16 protein-coding genes and 1 pseudogene are annotated in these 17,500 nt (G+C 44.1%); 11 read left to right on the forward strand and 6 right to left on the reverse strand.

Annotated features, from left to right (window positions below; genetic code table 11):
- Positions 1-49 precede the first annotated feature (49 nt).
- Together sucC and IPL35_16270 are read left to right on the forward strand one after the other, a co-directional pair.
- The gene (sucC, locus tag IPL35_16265; GenBank protein ID MBK8444857.1) at positions 50-1,246 is read left to right on the forward strand and encodes an ADP-forming succinate--CoA ligase subunit beta; all 1,197 of its coding nucleotides are present in this window, start codon (positions 50-52) and stop codon (positions 1,244-1,246) included.
- Positions 1,247-1,586: 340 nt separating this feature from the next.
- Complete coding sequence (locus IPL35_16270) at positions 1,587-1,823, forward strand: hypothetical protein (protein MBK8444858.1); 237 nt, start codon at positions 1,587-1,589, stop codon at positions 1,821-1,823.
- Between the two features lie 131 nt (positions 1,824-1,954).
- On the opposite strand, the gene IPL35_16275 is transcribed toward IPL35_16270, so the two are convergent.
- From IPL35_16275 to fbp, 4 genes are all read right to left on the reverse strand, one after another.
- Positions 1,955-2,119 carry a T9SS type A sorting domain-containing protein gene (locus IPL35_16275; GenBank protein ID MBK8444859.1) on the reverse strand — a complete coding sequence of 55 codons (165 nt, stop codon included), beginning with the start codon at positions 2,117-2,119 and terminating at the stop codon, positions 1,955-1,957.
- Between the two features lie 11 nt (positions 2,120-2,130).
- Positions 2,131-2,496 (reverse strand): hypothetical protein, encoded by a 366-nt coding sequence (locus IPL35_16280; protein MBK8444860.1) that lies wholly within the window; start codon positions 2,494-2,496, stop codon positions 2,131-2,133.
- Positions 2,438-4,213 (reverse strand): PPC domain-containing protein, encoded by a 1,776-nt coding sequence (locus tag IPL35_16285; protein MBK8444861.1) that lies wholly within the window; start codon positions 4,211-4,213, stop codon positions 2,438-2,440. The genes IPL35_16280 and IPL35_16285 overlap by 59 nt, the downstream gene beginning before the upstream one ends.
- Positions 4,214-4,373: 160 nt before the next feature.
- Positions 4,374-5,387 carry a class 1 fructose-bisphosphatase gene (gene fbp / locus IPL35_16290; protein MBK8444862.1) on the reverse strand — a complete coding sequence of 338 codons (1,014 nt, stop codon included), beginning with the start codon at positions 5,385-5,387 and terminating at the stop codon, positions 4,374-4,376.
- A 199-nt stretch (positions 5,388-5,586) separates the two neighbouring features.
- Between fbp and IPL35_16295 the strand changes: the two genes are divergently transcribed.
- Positions 5,587-6,096: a GNAT family N-acetyltransferase gene (locus tag IPL35_16295; protein ID MBK8444863.1), complete on the forward strand. Its 510-nt coding sequence runs from the start codon at positions 5,587-5,589 to the stop codon at positions 6,094-6,096.
- Positions 6,097-6,122: 26 nt separating this feature from the next.
- On the opposite strand, the gene IPL35_16300 is transcribed toward IPL35_16295, so the two are convergent.
- A complete protein-coding gene (locus tag IPL35_16300; GenBank protein ID MBK8444864.1) occupies positions 6,123-7,415 on the reverse strand; it encodes an aspartate kinase in 1,293 nt (430 codons plus the stop codon).
- 317 nt (positions 7,416-7,732) lie between these two features.
- Between IPL35_16300 and sufB the strand changes: the two genes are divergently transcribed.
- The 8 genes and pseudogenes from sufB (at position 7,733) to IPL35_16340 (ending at position 16,062) form a co-directional block, all read left to right on the forward strand.
- On the forward strand, positions 7,733-9,181 hold the full coding sequence (gene sufB, locus IPL35_16305) for a Fe-S cluster assembly protein SufB (GenBank protein MBK8444865.1): 1,449 nt from the start codon (positions 7,733-7,735) through the stop codon (positions 9,179-9,181).
- A gap of 149 nt (positions 9,182-9,330) precedes the next feature.
- Positions 9,331-10,491 (forward strand): T9SS type A sorting domain-containing protein, encoded by a 1,161-nt coding sequence (locus IPL35_16310; GenBank protein MBK8444866.1) that lies wholly within the window; start codon positions 9,331-9,333, stop codon positions 10,489-10,491.
- Between the two features lie 57 nt (positions 10,492-10,548).
- On the forward strand, positions 10,549-11,307 hold the full coding sequence (gene sufC / locus IPL35_16315; GenBank protein ID MBK8444867.1) for a Fe-S cluster assembly ATPase SufC: 759 nt from the start codon (positions 10,549-10,551) through the stop codon (positions 11,305-11,307).
- 105 nt (positions 11,308-11,412) lie between these two features.
- Positions 11,413-12,714 carry a Fe-S cluster assembly protein SufD gene (gene sufD, locus IPL35_16320; protein MBK8444868.1) on the forward strand — a complete coding sequence of 434 codons (1,302 nt, stop codon included), beginning with the start codon at positions 11,413-11,415 and terminating at the stop codon, positions 12,712-12,714.
- 82 nt (positions 12,715-12,796) lie between these two features.
- Positions 12,797-14,036: pseudogene (locus tag IPL35_16325) on the forward strand (cysteine desulfurase).
- Positions 14,037-14,087: 51 nt separating this feature from the next.
- Entirely contained in the window at positions 14,088-14,525 is a 438-nt protein-coding gene (locus IPL35_16330; protein MBK8444869.1) for a SufE family protein, read from the forward strand.
- A 95-nt stretch (positions 14,526-14,620) separates the two neighbouring features.
- Complete coding sequence (locus tag IPL35_16335) at positions 14,621-15,394, forward strand: hypothetical protein (GenBank protein ID MBK8444870.1); 774 nt, start codon at positions 14,621-14,623, stop codon at positions 15,392-15,394.
- Positions 15,395-15,540: 146 nt separating this feature from the next.
- On the forward strand, positions 15,541-16,062 hold the full coding sequence (locus IPL35_16340; GenBank protein MBK8444871.1) for a L,D-transpeptidase family protein: 522 nt from the start codon (positions 15,541-15,543) through the stop codon (positions 16,060-16,062).
- Positions 16,063-16,298: 236 nt separating this feature from the next.
- Here the strand turns inward: IPL35_16340 and trxB are convergent, their stop codons facing one another.
- Entirely contained in the window at positions 16,299-17,252 is a 954-nt protein-coding gene (gene trxB / locus IPL35_16345; protein ID MBK8444872.1) for a thioredoxin-disulfide reductase, read from the reverse strand.
- Between the last annotated feature and the right edge of the window lie 248 nt (positions 17,253-17,500).

A 17,500-nucleotide genomic window follows, 5' to 3' on the forward strand; every position in this document is an offset into this window, starting at 1 on the left:
TTAGAACGTAACTTTGCAACTCAAAATCAGAAAACAACCTCTTTTTTCAATGAACATACACGAATATCAAGCAAAAGAACTGCTTACCCGTTTTCAAATTCCCATACAGCGAGGCATTGTTGCCGAAACTGCCGAACAAGCGGTGCGTGTTGCCCAAGAATTGACCACGCAAACCGGCACTCAATGGCACGTTATCAAAGCGCAAATTCATGCGGGCGGGCGTGGTAAAGCAGGTGGTATCAAATTAGCAAAAAATTTAGACGAAGTGCGCGAAAAAGCAACCGCTATATTGGGTGCTACCTTAGTAACTCCACAAACCGGAGCCAAAGGAAAAGTAGTTCACAAAGTGCTCGTTACCGAAGATGTATATGCGCCCGGTGCTTCGCCAACGAAGGAGTTTTATATGAGTATTTTGTTAGACCGCGCTTCTGGACGCAATGTCATCGTGTATTCTACCGAAGGTGGTATGGACATTGAAGAAGTAGCCCACAATACACCTCATTTGCTGCACAAAGAATTTATTGACCCCAAAGTGGGTTTGCAGCCTTTTGAAGCACGCAAAATTGCTTTTAATTTGGGATTGAGCGGCGATGCGGGTAATAAAATGGCAGATTTTGTTCAAAAACTGTACAATGCCTATATCGGTATTGATGCCGCTTTGATAGAAATTAATCCTGTGCTCAAAACATCTGACGACCGTGTCATCGCCGTAGATGCCAAGGTGAGCATTGACGGCAATGCTTTGCGCCGCCACCCCGATATTGCCGCCATGCGCGACCTCAACGAAGAAGACCCTACCGAAGTAGAAGCCAGCGAATATCGCCTCAATTATGTAAAACTCGACGGCAATGTGGGTTGTATGGTCAATGGTGCGGGTTTGGCAATGGCAACCATGGATATTATTAAATTAGCGGGCGGCGAGCCGGCAAATTTCTTAGATGTAGGCGGCACTGCCTCTGCCGAAACCGTAGAGCAGGCATTCCGCATTATCCTCAAAGATCCCAACGTAAAAGCAATTTTAGTCAATATTTTCGGAGGTATCGTGCGCTGCGACCGCGTAGCTGAGGGTATTGTAGAAGCCTACAAAGCTTTAGGCTCGGTAAATGTGCCGATTATTGTGCGTTTGCAAGGCACTAATGCCGATATTGCCAAAAAAATCATTGATGAGTCGGGCTTAAAAGTGCAGTCGGCGATATTGCTCAAAGAAGCTGCCGAAAAAGTACAGGCGGTTTTTGCACAGCAATAAAATTTTAATATAACAACACATATCTAAGCAGATGAAGCGCGAAACGGGCTTTATCTGCTTTTTTTATAAAGAAAACTATATTTTCATCATCAAAAGGAACTAATTTAGCTTTCTGTTTTATTTATAAAGCGGGTAACAATAAAAAATCCAACAAAAAATTAATAACACATGAGAAAGGGTTTATTGATATTGGCATTGCTCTTAGTGGTGATGTTCGGTGCTTTTTATATCAGCACATCGTTGAGTTTCAGCGATGGATTTCGCAGCGGCTCGGTAGTAAAATTGAGTAAAAAAGGCATTTTATTTAAAACACACGAAGGGCAGCTTAATACCCGGCGGTATGGCGGGTTCGCAGGGCGACGACATCAATGCCGGCGTGTGGAATTTCAGTGTATCCGGCAGCGAAGATCAGGTACTCAAAGATTTAGAAGCTGCCATTGACCACGGCTACCGCGTAAAACTTTATTACAAAGAACGGTTTTTTCATTACAGTTTTTTGGGTGATACTAAATATTTCGTGTATCAAGTGGAGCGCGTAGGCGATGATAAGACTTTGCCGCCGCCGTCACCGCAATAATACCATTAAAATACTATACACAAAATCTATAAAAAGGCTGCTCTTTGGAGCAGCCTTTTTTATTTTATTTACATTCAGCAAAAACAATATAAAAACATTTTGTTTGTTGTTTATTGCAGCCCTTTTCTATCTTAATGTTGTATCATCAGTTTGCGCGTTTGCACCATATCATTATCAGATATTAAACGAATGATATACAGCCCGTCGGGCAGGTTGTCGCCTTCTACCTGCACTTGATACGGCATACCGCCTTCTACCCTATCCTGAAAAAGCGTTTGTATTTTTCTGCCCTGCACATCGTAAAGTTCTACCTGTACAAAAGCATTTTTTCCACCGCAAAATCTACATTAGCTATATTGTTTGCCGGGTTTGGAGCGATATTAAATGCTTTTGCAACGAGAGTCGTTGTTGTCCAATCCTGTGTTTTGGCGGCAGGTTCAATCAAACCACCATATCCGCCATCGCAAGTATCAATAAAAGCCGCTACATTAGAACCTTCTTTTGCCCAAAAACCCTGCAATAAATCAATATAAGTATTGGAATCGTAATCAATAACCGCTCCAGACTCAATAGCAGAAATAGTGATAATAACACCATTGGTTTCATAATCAATGCTATCGGTTTCTGTATTGATTAAAGTATAATCGGGTGGGCAGTTTCCCGGAGCCGCCACCGCCCGTAGTGGTGGTATCATACGCACAAATACCAAATTCGCCGAAAGAATTATTGCCATACTCCCACACGCGCGCATAAAGAGTGCTGCCCGGCGTTTGTCCGCTAACAGCCACTAATGAAAACAAACCACTGCCGCCGTCATCATTACACTCTATAGCTGCCAAATTTCCGCAAGAGCCTGAATACACTTCTAATCCGGTATCGCCTACATTGCTTCCACTTACCGCACTGGTTTCTACAATTACACTACCGCTGCTCGGAACAACAAAAGAATACCATACATCACCACCACTAAATGAGGCACAAGTGGGGGCTGTTTGGCTGGAAGTGGTTGCGCCGTTATTGTAGCCTACCGTAGGCGAACTGCAAGTACCCTGTGCTACTGTTATGGAAGTGGCGGCACTACATTCGTCGTTGACAGGCGGAGGCGGCGGGGTTTTTACGCACAAAGTTCCTGCTGTTAGTACGGCAGAGCTGTAAGTATAAATACGTATATAATAAGTAAGCCCTGCCGTCAATCCCGTTATAGAGTTGCTTTCGGGGTCAGAGCAACTGACAGATGACAGTCCGGCACAACTACCCGAAAATACTTCGTGAACACAGTCGGTACTACCTGAAGTATTCGCTAGGGATATATCAACCGCACCGCCCGCCGGAGCTACAAAACTAAACCACACATCATCATCGGCTGTTCCCACACAACCAGCTTGAGATTGGGTAGCATCGGTGGTATTGTAAGTGGCAGAAGCACAAGTAGCATCGGTCGGAATACTTGGCAATGCAATGGCTCCCGCACAATTATCATTAGCAGGCGGCGGCGGAGCTAATACAATCGTTAAATTATAATTGGCACAATTGGGTGAAGGATAAGTATCTGTAATTAAATAGTAAGTGACACCCGCCGTTAAAGTAACCGAAAAATAAGTAACGTTAGTACTTGAAGAAGACGACTCTCCTAAACAAGTACCCGGAGCAGCAGCAGCCAACAAAGGACAACCATTATATAATTTCATTCCTAACCAATTATCCGAAGAGGTGGTACCAGTCATAGTCAATTTATATGTATTGGTGGTACTTACCATAAAACTCAACAATTCATCTTCACCACCCAAATAGGAAGTGCTGCCACAGGTAACAGTATTGACATCTGTAAAATCATTCCCTTGTCCGCAAGTGGAGCGATTGGCATTATAACCCGCCGCACTGATAGTACCTAATGAAGTAGGACTACAACTCGCTGTAGGCACAGTACTTATATTTAAAGTGTAATTAGCACAATTGGGCGAAGGAAAAGTGTCTGTAATGAGGTAATAAGTAATTCCGGCTGTCAAACTAATCGTAAAAGTAGTCGAGGATGAAGATGAGGAAGTAGAATTGGCTAAACAAGCGGCATTCGGAGTAACGCTGGTAAGTGGACAAGCATCGTATAGTTTCATACCTAACCAATTATCCGAAGAGGTAGTACCCGTCATCGTAAATTGATATGCGCCGGTAGTAGCTACCGTAAAACTCAACAACTCATCTTCGCCATCTAAATAATAAGTGCTGCCACAGGTAACGGTATTGACATCTGTAAAATCATCGCCTTTTCCGCAAGTGGTGCGGCTGGCATTGTAACCACCAGCTCCAATACTGCCCAAAGAAGTGGGAGAACATTGCGCCAATACGGGTATAGACGGAAGCAATAATAAAAATAAGTAAAAGATTTTTTTCATACAATAATCATAAAACTGAGTGAGGAAAATAAAAATATAGGTGCTTATTATTTATCCTGCGAAAAGTAGCAATTCCTAAAAATTATTTAGAAAATAATTTTTAGGAATATTTATAACTGTCACTATATGACATATAAAATTTTTTGTAACTTATAAATCTTCAAGAAGAAAACTCTTGCAAATAACGCTCTGCGTCTTCTACCATTTCGCGTGAGCCGATAAAAACAGGGGTGGTTTGATGCAAACTTTGTGGTGACATCGTCAATATACGGTTTTTTCCGTCGGTGGCTTTGCCGCCTGCCTGCTCAACAATAAATGCCATCGGATTACATTCGTACAACAGACGCAATTTCCCTTTGGGGCTGTCGCTCATTGCCGGATAAATAAAAATACCGCCTTTAATCAGATTGCGGTGAACATCTGCCACCATTGAGCCGATATAACGACCGCTATATGGTTTTTTGTCGGTGGCTTTATCCGAAGATTGACAGTAAGCTATATAATTTTTCAGCCCTTGTTCAAATTTGCTCTCGTAGCCTTGATTGAGCGAATAAATATTGCCCCTTGACGGAATACGGATATTGGGGTGCGACAGGCAAAATTCGCCGATAGAAGGGTCTAACGTAAAACCGTTCACGCCGCTGCCCGTAGAATACACCATCATCGTAGAAGATCCGTAAATAATATAGCCGCCTGCTACTTGATAAACTCCTTTTTGCAAAAAGTCTTCCAACACACAATTGCGCGAGCGCGTAAGGCGGCGATAGATGGAAAAAATAGTACCGATGGCTGTATTTACGTCAATATTGGAAGAGCCGTCTAAGGGATCCATACAGACTACATATTCGGCATCATCGGAGTGGGAGTCTGTAAAATAAATAAAATCATCTAATTCCTCCGAAGCTACTCCTGAGCAATGCCCGCTGTTTCGCAATGCCGCAATCAGGGTATCATTCGCCAGTACGTCTAATTTTTTCACCTCCTCACCAAATATATTTTGGGTGCCGTGTACACCCAAAATATCCACCAAACCCGCTTTATTTACTTCGCGATTGATAATTTTAGCAGCCAGCCCTATATCGCGCAGCAATGCCGATAAATCGCCGGAAGCAAAAGGAAAATCTTGTTGGCGTTGAATAATAAACTCATCTAAAGTAATAATTCTTTGGTTCATGTTGTGTGAGGATAATGAGCGTAAAAAAATAGAGAAATAAATAACAATTAAAAATGATTGAAAAAGTGTATATAAATAATTTTTTTGTACAAGAAATTATAAAAATATTAAATTTATCACCGCAAATAACTATCTCAATTACAAAAATTGTAAATTTCGGCTACATCAACAAACAAAACAAGTATTTTCACAAAACTTTATGATAAAAATACGTTCTGCCACCGCCGCCGATGCTGCTGCTGCCCTGAATTTGATTCGGGAATTGGCTCTTTTTGAAAAAGCTCCCGAAAAAGTTACCAACTCTTTGGAGGCTTTTATACACGATGGTTTTGGCGACCGCCCTTGTTTTGAACTCACCCTCGCCGAAAATACCGATACCGACGAAATTGTGGGTATGGCTCTTTATTATATCGGCTACTCCACGTGGCGCGGCAAAATGGTGTTTTTAGATGATTTGGTGGTGCGCGAAGCGTGGCGCGGGCACGGCATCGGGCAGCAATTATTAGATGTAGTGTTTTTATACGCCGTGGAGGTGCAAGCCAATATCGTCAAGTGGCAGGTGCTGGACTGGAACGAAGCCGCTTTGCGCTTTTATCTGCGGCAGCCCTTTGAAATGGAGATGGACGGCGAATGGATAGATTGCAAGATATTGCGCAGCGATTTTGAAAAAATATATGGCAATAAAACAAAAAAACTACAAGACATTTAAAATCTTGTAGTTTTTAGGATATTTTTTTACTTGCGTATCCCGCTGCTGCCTTCTATCACCATATAAAGTGTTTCGGTTTGGTCGTCTTTTTGCTGCAAAATCACTTTGCGGCTGCCCAATTGTTTGGCAATTACTTCATCGTTGAAATGGCGAATAGTGAGAATTTCAATAGGTCCCTGATAACGCACATCAAAATACAGCGACAACTCATCAAGTAATTCGGCAATGCGATGGTTATGTGTAACACAGGTGGTGTAGCTGATAGCACTGTTTTGCGACAAATGCGGCGTAATATTATATTTACTCAGCAAAGACACGATTTTTCCCAATTGTGCGCCGTCAATAAAAGAGAAATCTTTCGTATAAACATCTATCAAAATTTGGTTGGTTTTGAGCGCAATCAGCGGCAACTGCTGCGCCGACACCCGCGAGCGTATCACCGTACCCTCCACATCTGGATTGATAAAGGAGCGCACATACAAAGGAATGTCTTTGTTTTGAAGAGGTTTTACGGTTTTATGATGTATCACCGTTGCTCCGTAAAATGCCATTTCTATCGCTTCTTCATAAGATAACTCGCCGATGAGCTGTGCATCTTTTACAATGCGCGGGTCGCCGTTGAGAATCCCCGGCACATCTTTCCAGATACTCAAGCTCTCGGCATCTAAACAATGGGCAAAAATAGCCGCACTGTAATCCGAGCCTTCGCGACCGAGTGTGGTGGTAAATCCTTCGGGTGTGCCGCCCAAAAATCCCTGTGTTATCCAAATACCCGTTTGTGCGGCGGTTTCCTGTTGCAGTTGGCGTATATACTTGCTCGTTTCTGCCCAATCCACCGTACCTTCGCGGTATGTATTGTCGGTTTTGATATAATTGCGTACATCTATCCACTGACATTTCAAACCCTGCGCCCGCAAAAAATGAGCCGCTATCACGGTAGAAAGCTGCTCGCCTTTGGATACGATTTGGTCGTACAAAAAAGCGGGATTGGCGTTAGGCTCTTGCCCAAACTGCTGCTGCATTTGCTGAAAAAAACCCTCTAAATCGGCTTGAACGGCTTTCTTTTGTTCTTTCTTGTCAAAAAGCTGCTCCGTAAGCTCTATATGTTTTTGGCACAAGGTTTCAAACAGCATCGTCAGCCGCTCGTTGTCGCGTTTGATGTAAGCAGCTTGAATTTCTTCCAAGGCATTGGTGCTTTTGCCCAATGCCGACAAAATCACCATTACACTGTCGTTGGCATAACGTTGGAGGATACGGGCAAAGTTGCGAAACCCATCGGCATCTTTTACCGAAGCTCCGCCGAATTTAAAAACTTTCATATATTTAATTGATAATTATAGATAAAGTAAAAAATAAAATGCTGCTTTCTTACAGAAAAAAACAACAGCACAACAGCCCACAAAGTTAGTGATTGCAAAGATATTGAGCAGGCGTTTTTTGGGGTATAATAAAGAAAGTAGCCTGTTTGGTATCGCTGCAATAATGGCAGGATAAGGAAGTTAGCGATGTTTTGAAACTGAAAGTATTTAAAACAGGTGTTATTTAGACTAATTTTAAACAATTTACTTACAAAGCCGTTTTTTACTTAAAATACATTATTTTTGCAGCATTATTGAGCATTTTTGATACTAATTATATGAACGATTTTCAAACAACCATTGACCAACTTACGCAAAGCGACTATAAATGGGGTTTTGTGAGTGATATTGAAGCCGATAATGCCCCCAAAGGGCTGAACGAAGGAATTATTGCTTTCATTTCGCACAAAAAAAACGAACCTGATTGGTTGCTGAAATGGCGTTTGGAAGCCTATCGTCATTTTTGTACGCTCCAAGAGCCGGAGTGGGCAAATGTGCGCTACGACAAACCCAACCTGCAAGATATTATTTATTATTCTGCTCCAAAAAAGCCCAAAGAACTCAAAAGTTTAGATGAAGTAGATCCCGAGATTTTAGCTACTTTTGAAAAATTGGGAATTTCTTTAGATGAACAAAAACGCCTGAGTGGTGTAGCCGTTGATGCCGTGATTGACAGCGTGTCGGTGAAAACAACTTTTCAGGAAGAACTCGCCACACTCGGCATCATTTTTTGCTCTTTCAGCGAGGCAGTGCAAAAATACCCCGATTTGGTGCGCCGTTATCTCGGAACGGTCGTGCCGCCCACCGACAATTATTATGCAGCCCTCAACTCTGCCGTTTTCACAGACGGCTCTTTTGCCTATATCCCGAAAGGAGTGCGCTGCCCGATGGAACTTTCCACTTATTTTCGTATCAACTCGGCAGGAACGGGGCAGTTTGAGCGCACCCTCATTGTGGCAGAAGACGAAAGCTATGTGTCGTATTTAGAAGGTTGCACCGCCCCTATGCGCGACGAAAATCAACTGCACGCCGCCGTGGTGGAAATTATCGCCGAGCGCAAAGCCGAAGTAAAATACGCCACCGTGCAAAACTGGTACCCCGGCGACCCACAAACGGGCAAAGGCGGTATTTATAATTTTGTCACCAAACGCGGCATCTGCAAGGGGGAGCGTTCTAAAATATCATGGACACAGGTAGAAACCGGCTCTGCCGTTACGTGGAAGTACCCAAGCGTTATTCTCAAAGGCGACCATTCGGTGGGCGAGTTTTACAGCGTTGCCGTTACCAACCATTTTCAACAGGCGGATACGGGTACTAAAATGATACACATCGGCAACGATACCAAAAGCCGCATTGTGAGCAAGGGAATTTCGGCAGGGCGCAGCCACAACAGCTATCGCGGCTTGGTGAAGGTGATGAAAGGTGCAAAAAACGCCTACAACTTTTCGCAGTGCGACTCGCTGCTCATCGGCGACCGCTGCGGCGCACATACATTTCCGTATATAGAAGCTGCCTCCGCCTCCGCACAGGTAGAGCACGAAGCCACCACGAGCAAAATCGGGGAGGAAGTGTTGTTTTATTGCCGTCAGCGCGGCATAGATACCGAAGCCGCCACCGCACTCATCATCAATGGCTTTGTGCGCGAAGTAATGGAGCACCTGCCGATGGAATTTGCCGTAGAAGCAAAAAAACTACTCGCCCTTTCATTGGAAGGAAGTGTAGGATAAAGTTTTTCCTTTTTTTCAATTGCTTTTCGGTGTTTTTAAAAATATAAAAAATTAAAAAGCCCTGTCTGTGCGTTCCGCGTTACTGTTTAACAGAAAAAAATTTTTTCATTATTTAATTTTAAAAAATGAGACACCTCTACATTATATATATGCTGCTAAGTGCAGCCGCTTTTTCGGTATCGGCACAAACTACGGTGCGCACTTTGCAGTGGGAAGGCACCACTCGCAGCTATCGCCTGCATCTGCCGCCGGATTACAGCAGCAGCACTGCCTTGCCCCTCATTATCAACATGCACGGCTTAGGCTCCAATGCCTGGCAACAAGAGGCGTATTCAGGAATGAATAATATCGCCGATACTGCTGCTTTTGTAGTAGCGTATCCCGATGGCTTGCAAGATGCCGCTTCTCAAACTACTTATTGGAACTGCGGTTTTATGTCTCCTTATCATTCAGGCTCAGATGATGTGGGCTTTATTCAGGCAATGATGGACAGCATTTCGGCTCAATATAATATAGACCAAGACCGTATCTATGCCTGCGGTATGTCAATGGGCGGTTTTATGAGCTATCGGCTGGCTTGCGAGTTGGAGGAGCGCATCGCTGCCATTGCTTCGGTGACGGGTGTGGCGGTGGATAGTGTGTTTCATTATTGCCAAAATACGCGCCCCGTGCCTTTGTTGCACATACACGGCACTGCCGACAGCACCGTTCCCTACGAAGGCGGCGCGGGCTTGGGCGGCACGATAATGATGCCTGTGCAAGAGGCTGTCAATTTTTGGGTAGCCCGCAATCAGTGCCCCGAATTGCCGCCGCAAATCACCGACCTCGCCGACAGCAATACCGCCGACGGCTGCACCGCCACCCACACCGTATATACGAGTTGCGAAAAAGGCAGCCGCGTGGAACTCTATCGCATCAACGGCGGCGCACATACTTGGCCCGGCGCACCTATCAGCATCGGTGTTACCAATCAGGATTTTAATGCCAGCGAAACGATATGGTTGTTTTTCAAAGATTACCGCCGCTCGCAATTTGCGCCCGATACTGCTACGGCTCTTGCTGCCGTCAATCCTTTGCTTTACAACATTGCACCCAATCCTTTTGAAGAAAATTTATCTATACAAACAGAAGAAGCTGCTACCGTGATGATTACGGATATGAACGGAAAATTGCTACTGCAACAACATTTTGCGGCTGCCGCCAAAGAAACCATCGCCACACAGCACTGGAATAGCGGACTGTATGCCGTTTGCATCATTCCCGATAAAAAAGGACAGGCTTCTGTACACAAAAAAATCATTAAACCCTGATAAAAATTTATCAACCCCGCACCATCAATTTATTATTTGCTTATTTATTTTTATATGCTGTTACACATCAAAAATTTACACGCTTCGGTAGAAGATAGAGCCATTTTGAAAGGTTTGAATTTGGAAGTAAAAGCCGGTGAAATACACGCTATTATGGGACCCAACGGAGCCGGAAAAAGCACTTTGGCTTCGGTATTAGCCGGAAAAGAAGATTATGAAGTGACCGAAGGCGAAATTTTGCTCAACGGAAAAAATTTATTGGAAATGGATATTGAAGAGCGCGCCCGCGAAGGAGTGTTTCTGGCGTTTCAGTATCCGGTGGAAATTCCGGGTGTCACCATTTCCAATTTTTTGCGCACGGCTGTAAATGAAAGCCGCAAGTACAGAGGCTTGGAAGAAATGACTACGGTGGAGTTTATTAAGCAAATACGCGAAAAAATGGACTTGCTCGAAATTCACCCCGATTTTATGAAACGCTCCGTGAATGAGGGGTTTTCGGGCGGCGAAAAAAAGCGCAACGAAATTTTGCAGATGGCGATGTTGCAGCCGGTGCTGGCAATACTCGACGAAACCGACTCCGGCTTGGATATTGACGCGCTGCGCATTGTGTCGAATGGTGTAAATACCTTAAAAAACGACAATATGGGTATCATTGTTATCACGCATTACCAACGTTTGCTGGATTATATCGTTCCCGATTTTGTACATGTATTGTATCAGGGAAAAATCGTGAAAACCGGCACCAAAGAACTGGCTTTAGAATTGGAAGAAAAAGGCTACGACTGGATTAAAGAAGAAAGCGAAATAGTGGGATAGCGGCAACAAACAATAAGTATTGACTTATTTTTTATTCTGTTATCTTTTTTGCCCCTTCATTTAAAAATAAAAACAGCCGCTCAAAGCAAGATTTGCTGCCATATTATGCAACAAACATTATTACAACAAATACAAGAAACTTTCAATAGTTTTCAAAACAACTTAAACGACTCTTTGCACAATGGTTTGCAAGGAAAACGCCAAGCTGCTTTACAGCATTTTTTGGAACTCGGTTTTCCGACCTCTGCGCTGGAGGATTGGAAATACAGCAATCCTGCCAAAATTGTAGAGCACATAAAAAGCATTGCAAGCCCGCAAAAAACGGCAGCAGTTCATAGCATCAACGTGCCGCCCGCCCCTTTTGAAAGCAATGTAGTGGTGCTGTACAACGGACAGTATATCGCCGAAAAATCTGCTTTTTTAGATAAATCTTTGCAAGTGTGCAGCCTCGAAAATGCCCTTGAACAAGCCAAAAATACCGCCGTACATGAGGTTTTTAACCAAATCGCCGACAGCGAACAAGCGGCGTGGGTAGCTCTGAATACGGCTTTTGCGCAGGGCGTGTGGATACAAGTGCCTCCGCATACCTCCTTGCAATATCCGGTGTATCTCTTGTTTTTGTACGACAATCCGCAGGCTCAACAACTTCGTCAAAGCCGCTGTTTGGTACATATCGCCGACCACAGCGAAGCCGTTTTTTACGAAGAACACCGCAATTTGGGAACAACGGCTCTTTATACCAATCAGGTGACAGAAATCCGCGCTGCCGACCACAGCACCACCGAGTATGTACAAATACAGAATGAAGCCTCACAAGCTGCATACTTCGGCAGCACCAACACCGCCATAGCCGCCGATGCCGTTTTTAAAATTTTTACCCTTAGCTTGAAAGGAAACTGGCTACGCAACGATTTGAACCTGCACCTCACCGCCAATAATGCTTCGTGTTATTTGAATGGCTTGTATGTAGCCGATGAAAAACAGTTTATGGACAACCATACCTTTGTCAATCATATTCAGCCCAATTGTTACAGCAATGAAATATACAAAGGTATTGCCACCGACAAAGCAAAAACAGTGTTCAACGGCAAAATAAAAGTACATATTGATGCACAAAAAACCAATGCTTACCAGCAAAACCGCAATATTTTGTTGAGCGATACGGCTCAAATGTTTGCCAAACCGCAGTTAGAAATTTTTGCCGATGATGTAAAATGCTCGCACGGCTGCACCATTGGTCAGCTCAATGAGGCGGCACTTTTTTATATGCGGGCACGCGGTATCAGCGAAGCGAGTGCGCGGCGTTTGTTGTTGCAGGGCTTTGCTTCCGAAGTGGTGCATGGCATCAGCCACGCCGCTTTGCGCGATTATGCTTTGAAACTTATCGGTGAAAAGATGGTGGGGTAAAATATTTTTTTTGATTGTTTTAAAGGCTCTCTTATCAAAAATAGCGAAGGTTTTTATAAAAAAAAGTTGATTTAATTCGGATATGAACATCTCTCACACCCTCCCCTTCTCTGTTGAAACTGTACGCCGCGATTTTCCTGTTTTGCGGGAAAATGTACACGGAAAATCCTTGGTGTATTTGGATAATGGAGCAACTACCCAAAAGCCTCAGCAGGTTATTGATGCCATTAGCGATTATTACAGCCGCTACAACAGCAATGTGCATCGCGGGGTGCACCACCTCAGCCAACTTGCCACCGATGCCTACGAAGCCGCCCGCCGCCGTATCGCCCATTTTATAAATGCCGCCTCCGACCGCGAAATTATCTTCACCAAAGGTACCACCGAAGCCATTAATTTGGTGGCGAGTACCTACGGCGCACAGCACCTGCAAGCCGGCGATACAGTGCTGCTCACGCACATGGAACACCACGCCAATATTGTCCCTTGGCAAATGCTCTGTGAGGCAAAAGGCGCGCAACTTCAAGTATTGCCACTCAACGAAGATGCTACTTTGTGTTTAGATCATCTGCAACACTACATCAATGAACGCACTAAAATAGTGGCAATTACTTATCTTTCCAATGTTACGGGGGTTGTCAATCCTTTGCAAAACATCATTGCCAAAGCGCACGAGGTAGGGGCGGTGGTGGTGGTAGATGCTGCACAGGCGGTAGCACATTTTCCGGTAGATGTGCAGGCTCTGCAATGCGATTTTGTGTTTTTCGGGGCATAAATTGTATGCACCTACCGGAATTGGCGTGCTGTGGGGGCGTGCCGACCTCTTGGAGCAAATGCCGCCTTATCAGTTGGGCGGAGCTATGATACGGGAAGTAACTTTTGAACGCACCACCTTCAACGATATTCCTTTTCGTTTCGAAGCCGGCACTCCCGACATTGCCGGAGCTATCGGTTTAGATGCCGCTATCGCTTATTTGCAGCAATTTGATTTTCAGCAAATCGAGCACTACGAACAAAACCTGCTGCAAGCGGCTACAGAGCAGTTGCAGGCAATAGAAAACCTCACCGTATATGGAGCCGCAGCTCCCTTGCGCAGCGGGGTGCTGTCTTTTAATGTCAAAGGCGCGCACCCTTACGATATAGGCGTATTGCTCGACCAAATGGGTATTGCCTGCCGCACCGGTCATCATTGCTGCCAGCCTTTGATGCGTTGGTGGGGCGTGGAAGGTACGGTGCGGGCTTCTTTTGCTTTGTATAATACGTTGGACGAAGTGAGCCGGCTCGCCGAAGGCATACAAAAAGCAGCGCGTATTTTGGCATAAACCTATATATCCTGATTTTAAGAAAAAAATCATCATAAAAAAACACATATTATGCCCCGCATGGAACAAATAGAACGGGATATTATTGAAGAATTTGAATATCTCTGCGAGCCTTTAGAACGCTACGAATACCTCATTGACATCGGAAAGAAAATGAATGATTTTGATGAAAAATTGCGTACCGAACAAAATATAGTGAAAGGTTGCCAATCTACGGTGTGGTTAGCGGGTGCGCTGCAAGCCGATGGAACAATGCACTATCAAGCCGACAGCAACACTGTTATTACCAAAGGAATTATCGCTTTGCTGTTGCGGGTGCTCAATGGCCAAACACCCGACATTGTACAAACCGCCCCTTTGCACTTCATTGATGCCATTGATTTGCGCAGCCATTTGTCGGCGCAACGCTCCAACGGACTCAATGCTATGGTACAGCGCATTCGTCAAATAGCGGCACAAGCGCAAAGCAGCAAGCCGCCACAATCTTGATTTTGTCGTTTTATTTTATAGTAAAAATACATTTTGCTGCTTTATCTTCGCACTCGTATTTTTTTAGTATTCATCAGCTTTATTTTTTTTGCCAAATGACAACTACACCGTCTTTTCGCCGGACAGCACTTTTGTTGCTGGGAATTATTAGTTTGCTTACCGCTTGTCGCCGTGGCGAAGACGACCCCTTTATTTCCTTTATTCCGCGCCGCGAACGCCTCGCCGAAAACTGGGAACTCAAAGTATATAGCCACAGCATGGAAACCGCCGATGGCATTAATATCGGCTTCAACGATGCCCTCTGCGACACCCTCGCCGAAAAAGGGAACATGGTTACTACCCTCAGCAGCGACCACCTTTTTGGCGACAACAACTTAGAAATTACCTATACCAATGCTGTGGGCAGTCAGGGTACTACCCGCAATTTTGATATTGAATTTAACTATTTTATTCAAATTGACCGACACGGAGCATACAGCGTACAAGGGGAGTATAATTATTATGACGACATTAAAAAGAGTGACTTAAAAGGCACTTTTGCCGTAGAAAACGAAAAATGGTACTGGGTAGATGACGACAAAGACAAAGCCGCCCTTCGTTTGATGAACTTCCCTTATATAGATGCCCAAAATTTAGTGCAATACGGTGTGCCGGTGCTGTATGTGCCGGAGCGTATTTTTCACCTCCGCGAGTTGCGCAAAGAAAAAATGGTGTGGGAAGAGTATGAAGATTACAATTTTGACAAAAGCTATCAAAGCGATAGTTTTACGGCTTACGATACCGTGAAAAATTGTGTGCGCACCGAGTATATTTTTCATACCAAGCAATTAGAAGCGCGCTGGGAATTTGCCCCCGGCAATCCGCAATAAATTTCTTTTGATTTTTTTTGCAACAAAAGGCTACCCGAAAAATAAAAATTTGTGTGTGTTTTTATTAAAACTTACAAATTGGTTTTTTAATAACTTTTCGGATAGGATTTTGTTGGTGAACCTATTAAAAGGTTATATAACTTGCAATGAAAAAAAATAAAATAATATGGCTGACAATTTTCCTTATTTTCTTGGGAGTGGCAGTTTATTATTTTTTTCCGGAAGACAAACTTCCAGCAGACACACAAATTGACAAACTTGTTGTGTATAAATCAAAAAGACAATTATTGGCATACTCAAACGGACAACTTGTAAAAACATATAAAATTTCTCTCGGCAGACAACCAATCGGGGACAAAGAATTTGAAGGAGATAAAAAAACACCCGAAGGACTTTATATCATTAACGACAAAAACCCGAATAGTGGTTATCATAAAAACTTAGGTATTTCTTACCCAAACAAAGACGACATTGAAAATGCCAAAAGACTTGGTAAGCCTACCGGTGGTGATGTTAAAATTCACGGACTTAGAAACAAAACCGGATTTATCGGTAAGTTTCATCGCTGGTATGACTGGACTTTAGGTTGCATTGCGGTGACAGACGAAGAAATTGACGAACTTTATAGCGCAGTAAAAATTGGGACACCAATTGAAATTGAACCTTGACTTGGTGGACAGAATAAAAGCTGCCTGTTTTATGGTATAAAATGAATGGCATTACCAATATAGGAAAGGTTTTGTGCGTCAGGCGGGGTGATACTTCGATAAAATATCAGAACATTGCGTGCAAACTCGGAGCTTTCCTGCCGCTATCCAAGTTCAGTGCTTCTTTGACAGTTTTATAAGCCAAAACCCGCCCAACGCCCAATCCAAAACCGCTACTATATTTATTTTTCTGCCCTTTATCCCGCAAGATACTGCGACTCCAAATATTCCTGATGCGCTAAATAACGCTCGGCTTCGAGGGCTGCCATACAACCCGTGCCGGCGGCGGTAATCGCCTGACGATAGATTTTATCCTGACAGTCGCCGGCGGCAAATACCCCTTCTATATTGGTGCGGGTGCTGCCGTTTTGGGTAATGAGATAACCCTCTTTGTCCATATCCAAAATCCCTTTGAACAAGTCGGTATTGGGCTGATGACCAATGGCTACAAAAAATCCGGTGATGGGAATTTCCTGTTTTTCGCCGGAATTGCGATGCACAATGCGCATAGCTTCTACTACACTGTCGCCTAAAATTTCTTCGGCTTCGGAATTCCAGTATATTTTGATATTGGGCGTACTCAGCACGCGCTCCTGCATAATTTTGGAAGCCCGCATCGTATCGCGGCGCACGAGCATGTGTACGGTGCTGCACAGCTTAGACAAATAAAGTGCTTCTTCGCAAGCCGTATCGCCTGCCCCTACAATGGCTACTTCCTGATTGCGGTAGAAAAAACCATCGCAGACGGCACAGGCAGATACGCCGTTGCCGTTGAGCCGCTGCTCCGAAGGCAATCCGAGCCACTTGGCAGATGCTCCCGTGCTCACGATAACGGTATCGGCTTGGAGGCTCTTGCCCCCGTCCAAAGTAACCGTAAACGGACGGCGCGAAAAATCTACGCTGCTCACCATTTCGTAGCGGATATCCGTACCGAAACGCTCCGCCTGCTTGCGGAAATCTTCCATCATTTCGGGTCCCATAATGCCTTCGGGATAACCCGGATAATTTTCAACATCGGTGGTTTGGGTGAGCTGACCGCCCGGCACCAATCCTGTAAACAATACGGGCTTGACATTGGCACGCGCCGCATAAATGGCTGCCGTATAACCCGCCGGACCTGAGCCGATGATGAGACATTTTACTTTTTCCATTGTTGTTTTTTTATAATAATATAATGAATAATCAATAATGTGCACCGAACAAAGCCCCAAAAGCGGCTGCCCTTTGCTGCCGTGCTTTAAGGGCACAAAGGTACTATATTTCCGTGCGAGGCTGCTATTATTCTTTCTTTAACAACAGAAAAAGTATTAAAGTTTTTGATGCAAACAAAGTGCAAAAATCCGTGCAGCCGCTGTTTTGATTTTTCATTTTATCTTTGCACCTTAATAAAAGAAAAACA

The organism is Sphingobacteriales bacterium, from assembly GCA_016711285.1.
Taxonomy (GTDB): domain Bacteria; phylum Bacteroidota; class Bacteroidia; order Chitinophagales; family UBA2359; genus JADJTG01.

Bases quoted from the DNA above. Each gene is read 5' to 3' on its own strand.
- sucC (MBK8444857.1), top strand. From the start codon at position 50: ATGAACATACACGAATATCAAGCAAAAGAACTGCTTACCCGTTTTCAA.
- IPL35_16270 (MBK8444858.1), top strand. From the start codon at position 1,587: ATGGCGGGTTCGCAGGGCGACGACATCAATGCCGGCGTGTGGAATTTC.
- IPL35_16285 (MBK8444861.1), bottom strand. From the start codon at position 4,213: ATGAAAAAAATCTTTTACTTATTTTTATTATTGCTTCCGTCTATACCC.
- fbp (MBK8444862.1), bottom strand. From the start codon at position 5,387: ATGAACCAAAGAATTATTACTTTAGATGAGTTTATTATTCAACGCCAA.
- IPL35_16295 (MBK8444863.1), top strand. From the start codon at position 5,587: ATGATAAAAATACGTTCTGCCACCGCCGCCGATGCTGCTGCTGCCCTG.
- IPL35_16300 (MBK8444864.1), bottom strand. From the start codon at position 7,415: ATGAAAGTTTTTAAATTCGGCGGAGCTTCGGTAAAAGATGCCGATGGG.
- sufB (MBK8444865.1), top strand. From the start codon at position 7,733: ATGAACGATTTTCAAACAACCATTGACCAACTTACGCAAAGCGACTAT.
- IPL35_16310 (MBK8444866.1), top strand. From the start codon at position 9,331: ATGCTGCTAAGTGCAGCCGCTTTTTCGGTATCGGCACAAACTACGGTG.
- sufD (MBK8444868.1), top strand. From the start codon at position 11,413: ATGCAACAAACATTATTACAACAAATACAAGAAACTTTCAATAGTTTT.
- IPL35_16330 (MBK8444869.1), top strand. From the start codon at position 14,088: ATGCCCCGCATGGAACAAATAGAACGGGATATTATTGAAGAATTTGAA.
- IPL35_16335 (MBK8444870.1), top strand. From the start codon at position 14,621: ATGACAACTACACCGTCTTTTCGCCGGACAGCACTTTTGTTGCTGGGA.
- IPL35_16340 (MBK8444871.1), top strand. From the start codon at position 15,541: ATGAAAAAAAATAAAATAATATGGCTGACAATTTTCCTTATTTTCTTG.
- trxB (MBK8444872.1), bottom strand. From the start codon at position 17,252: ATGGAAAAAGTAAAATGTCTCATCATCGGCTCAGGTCCGGCGGGTTAT.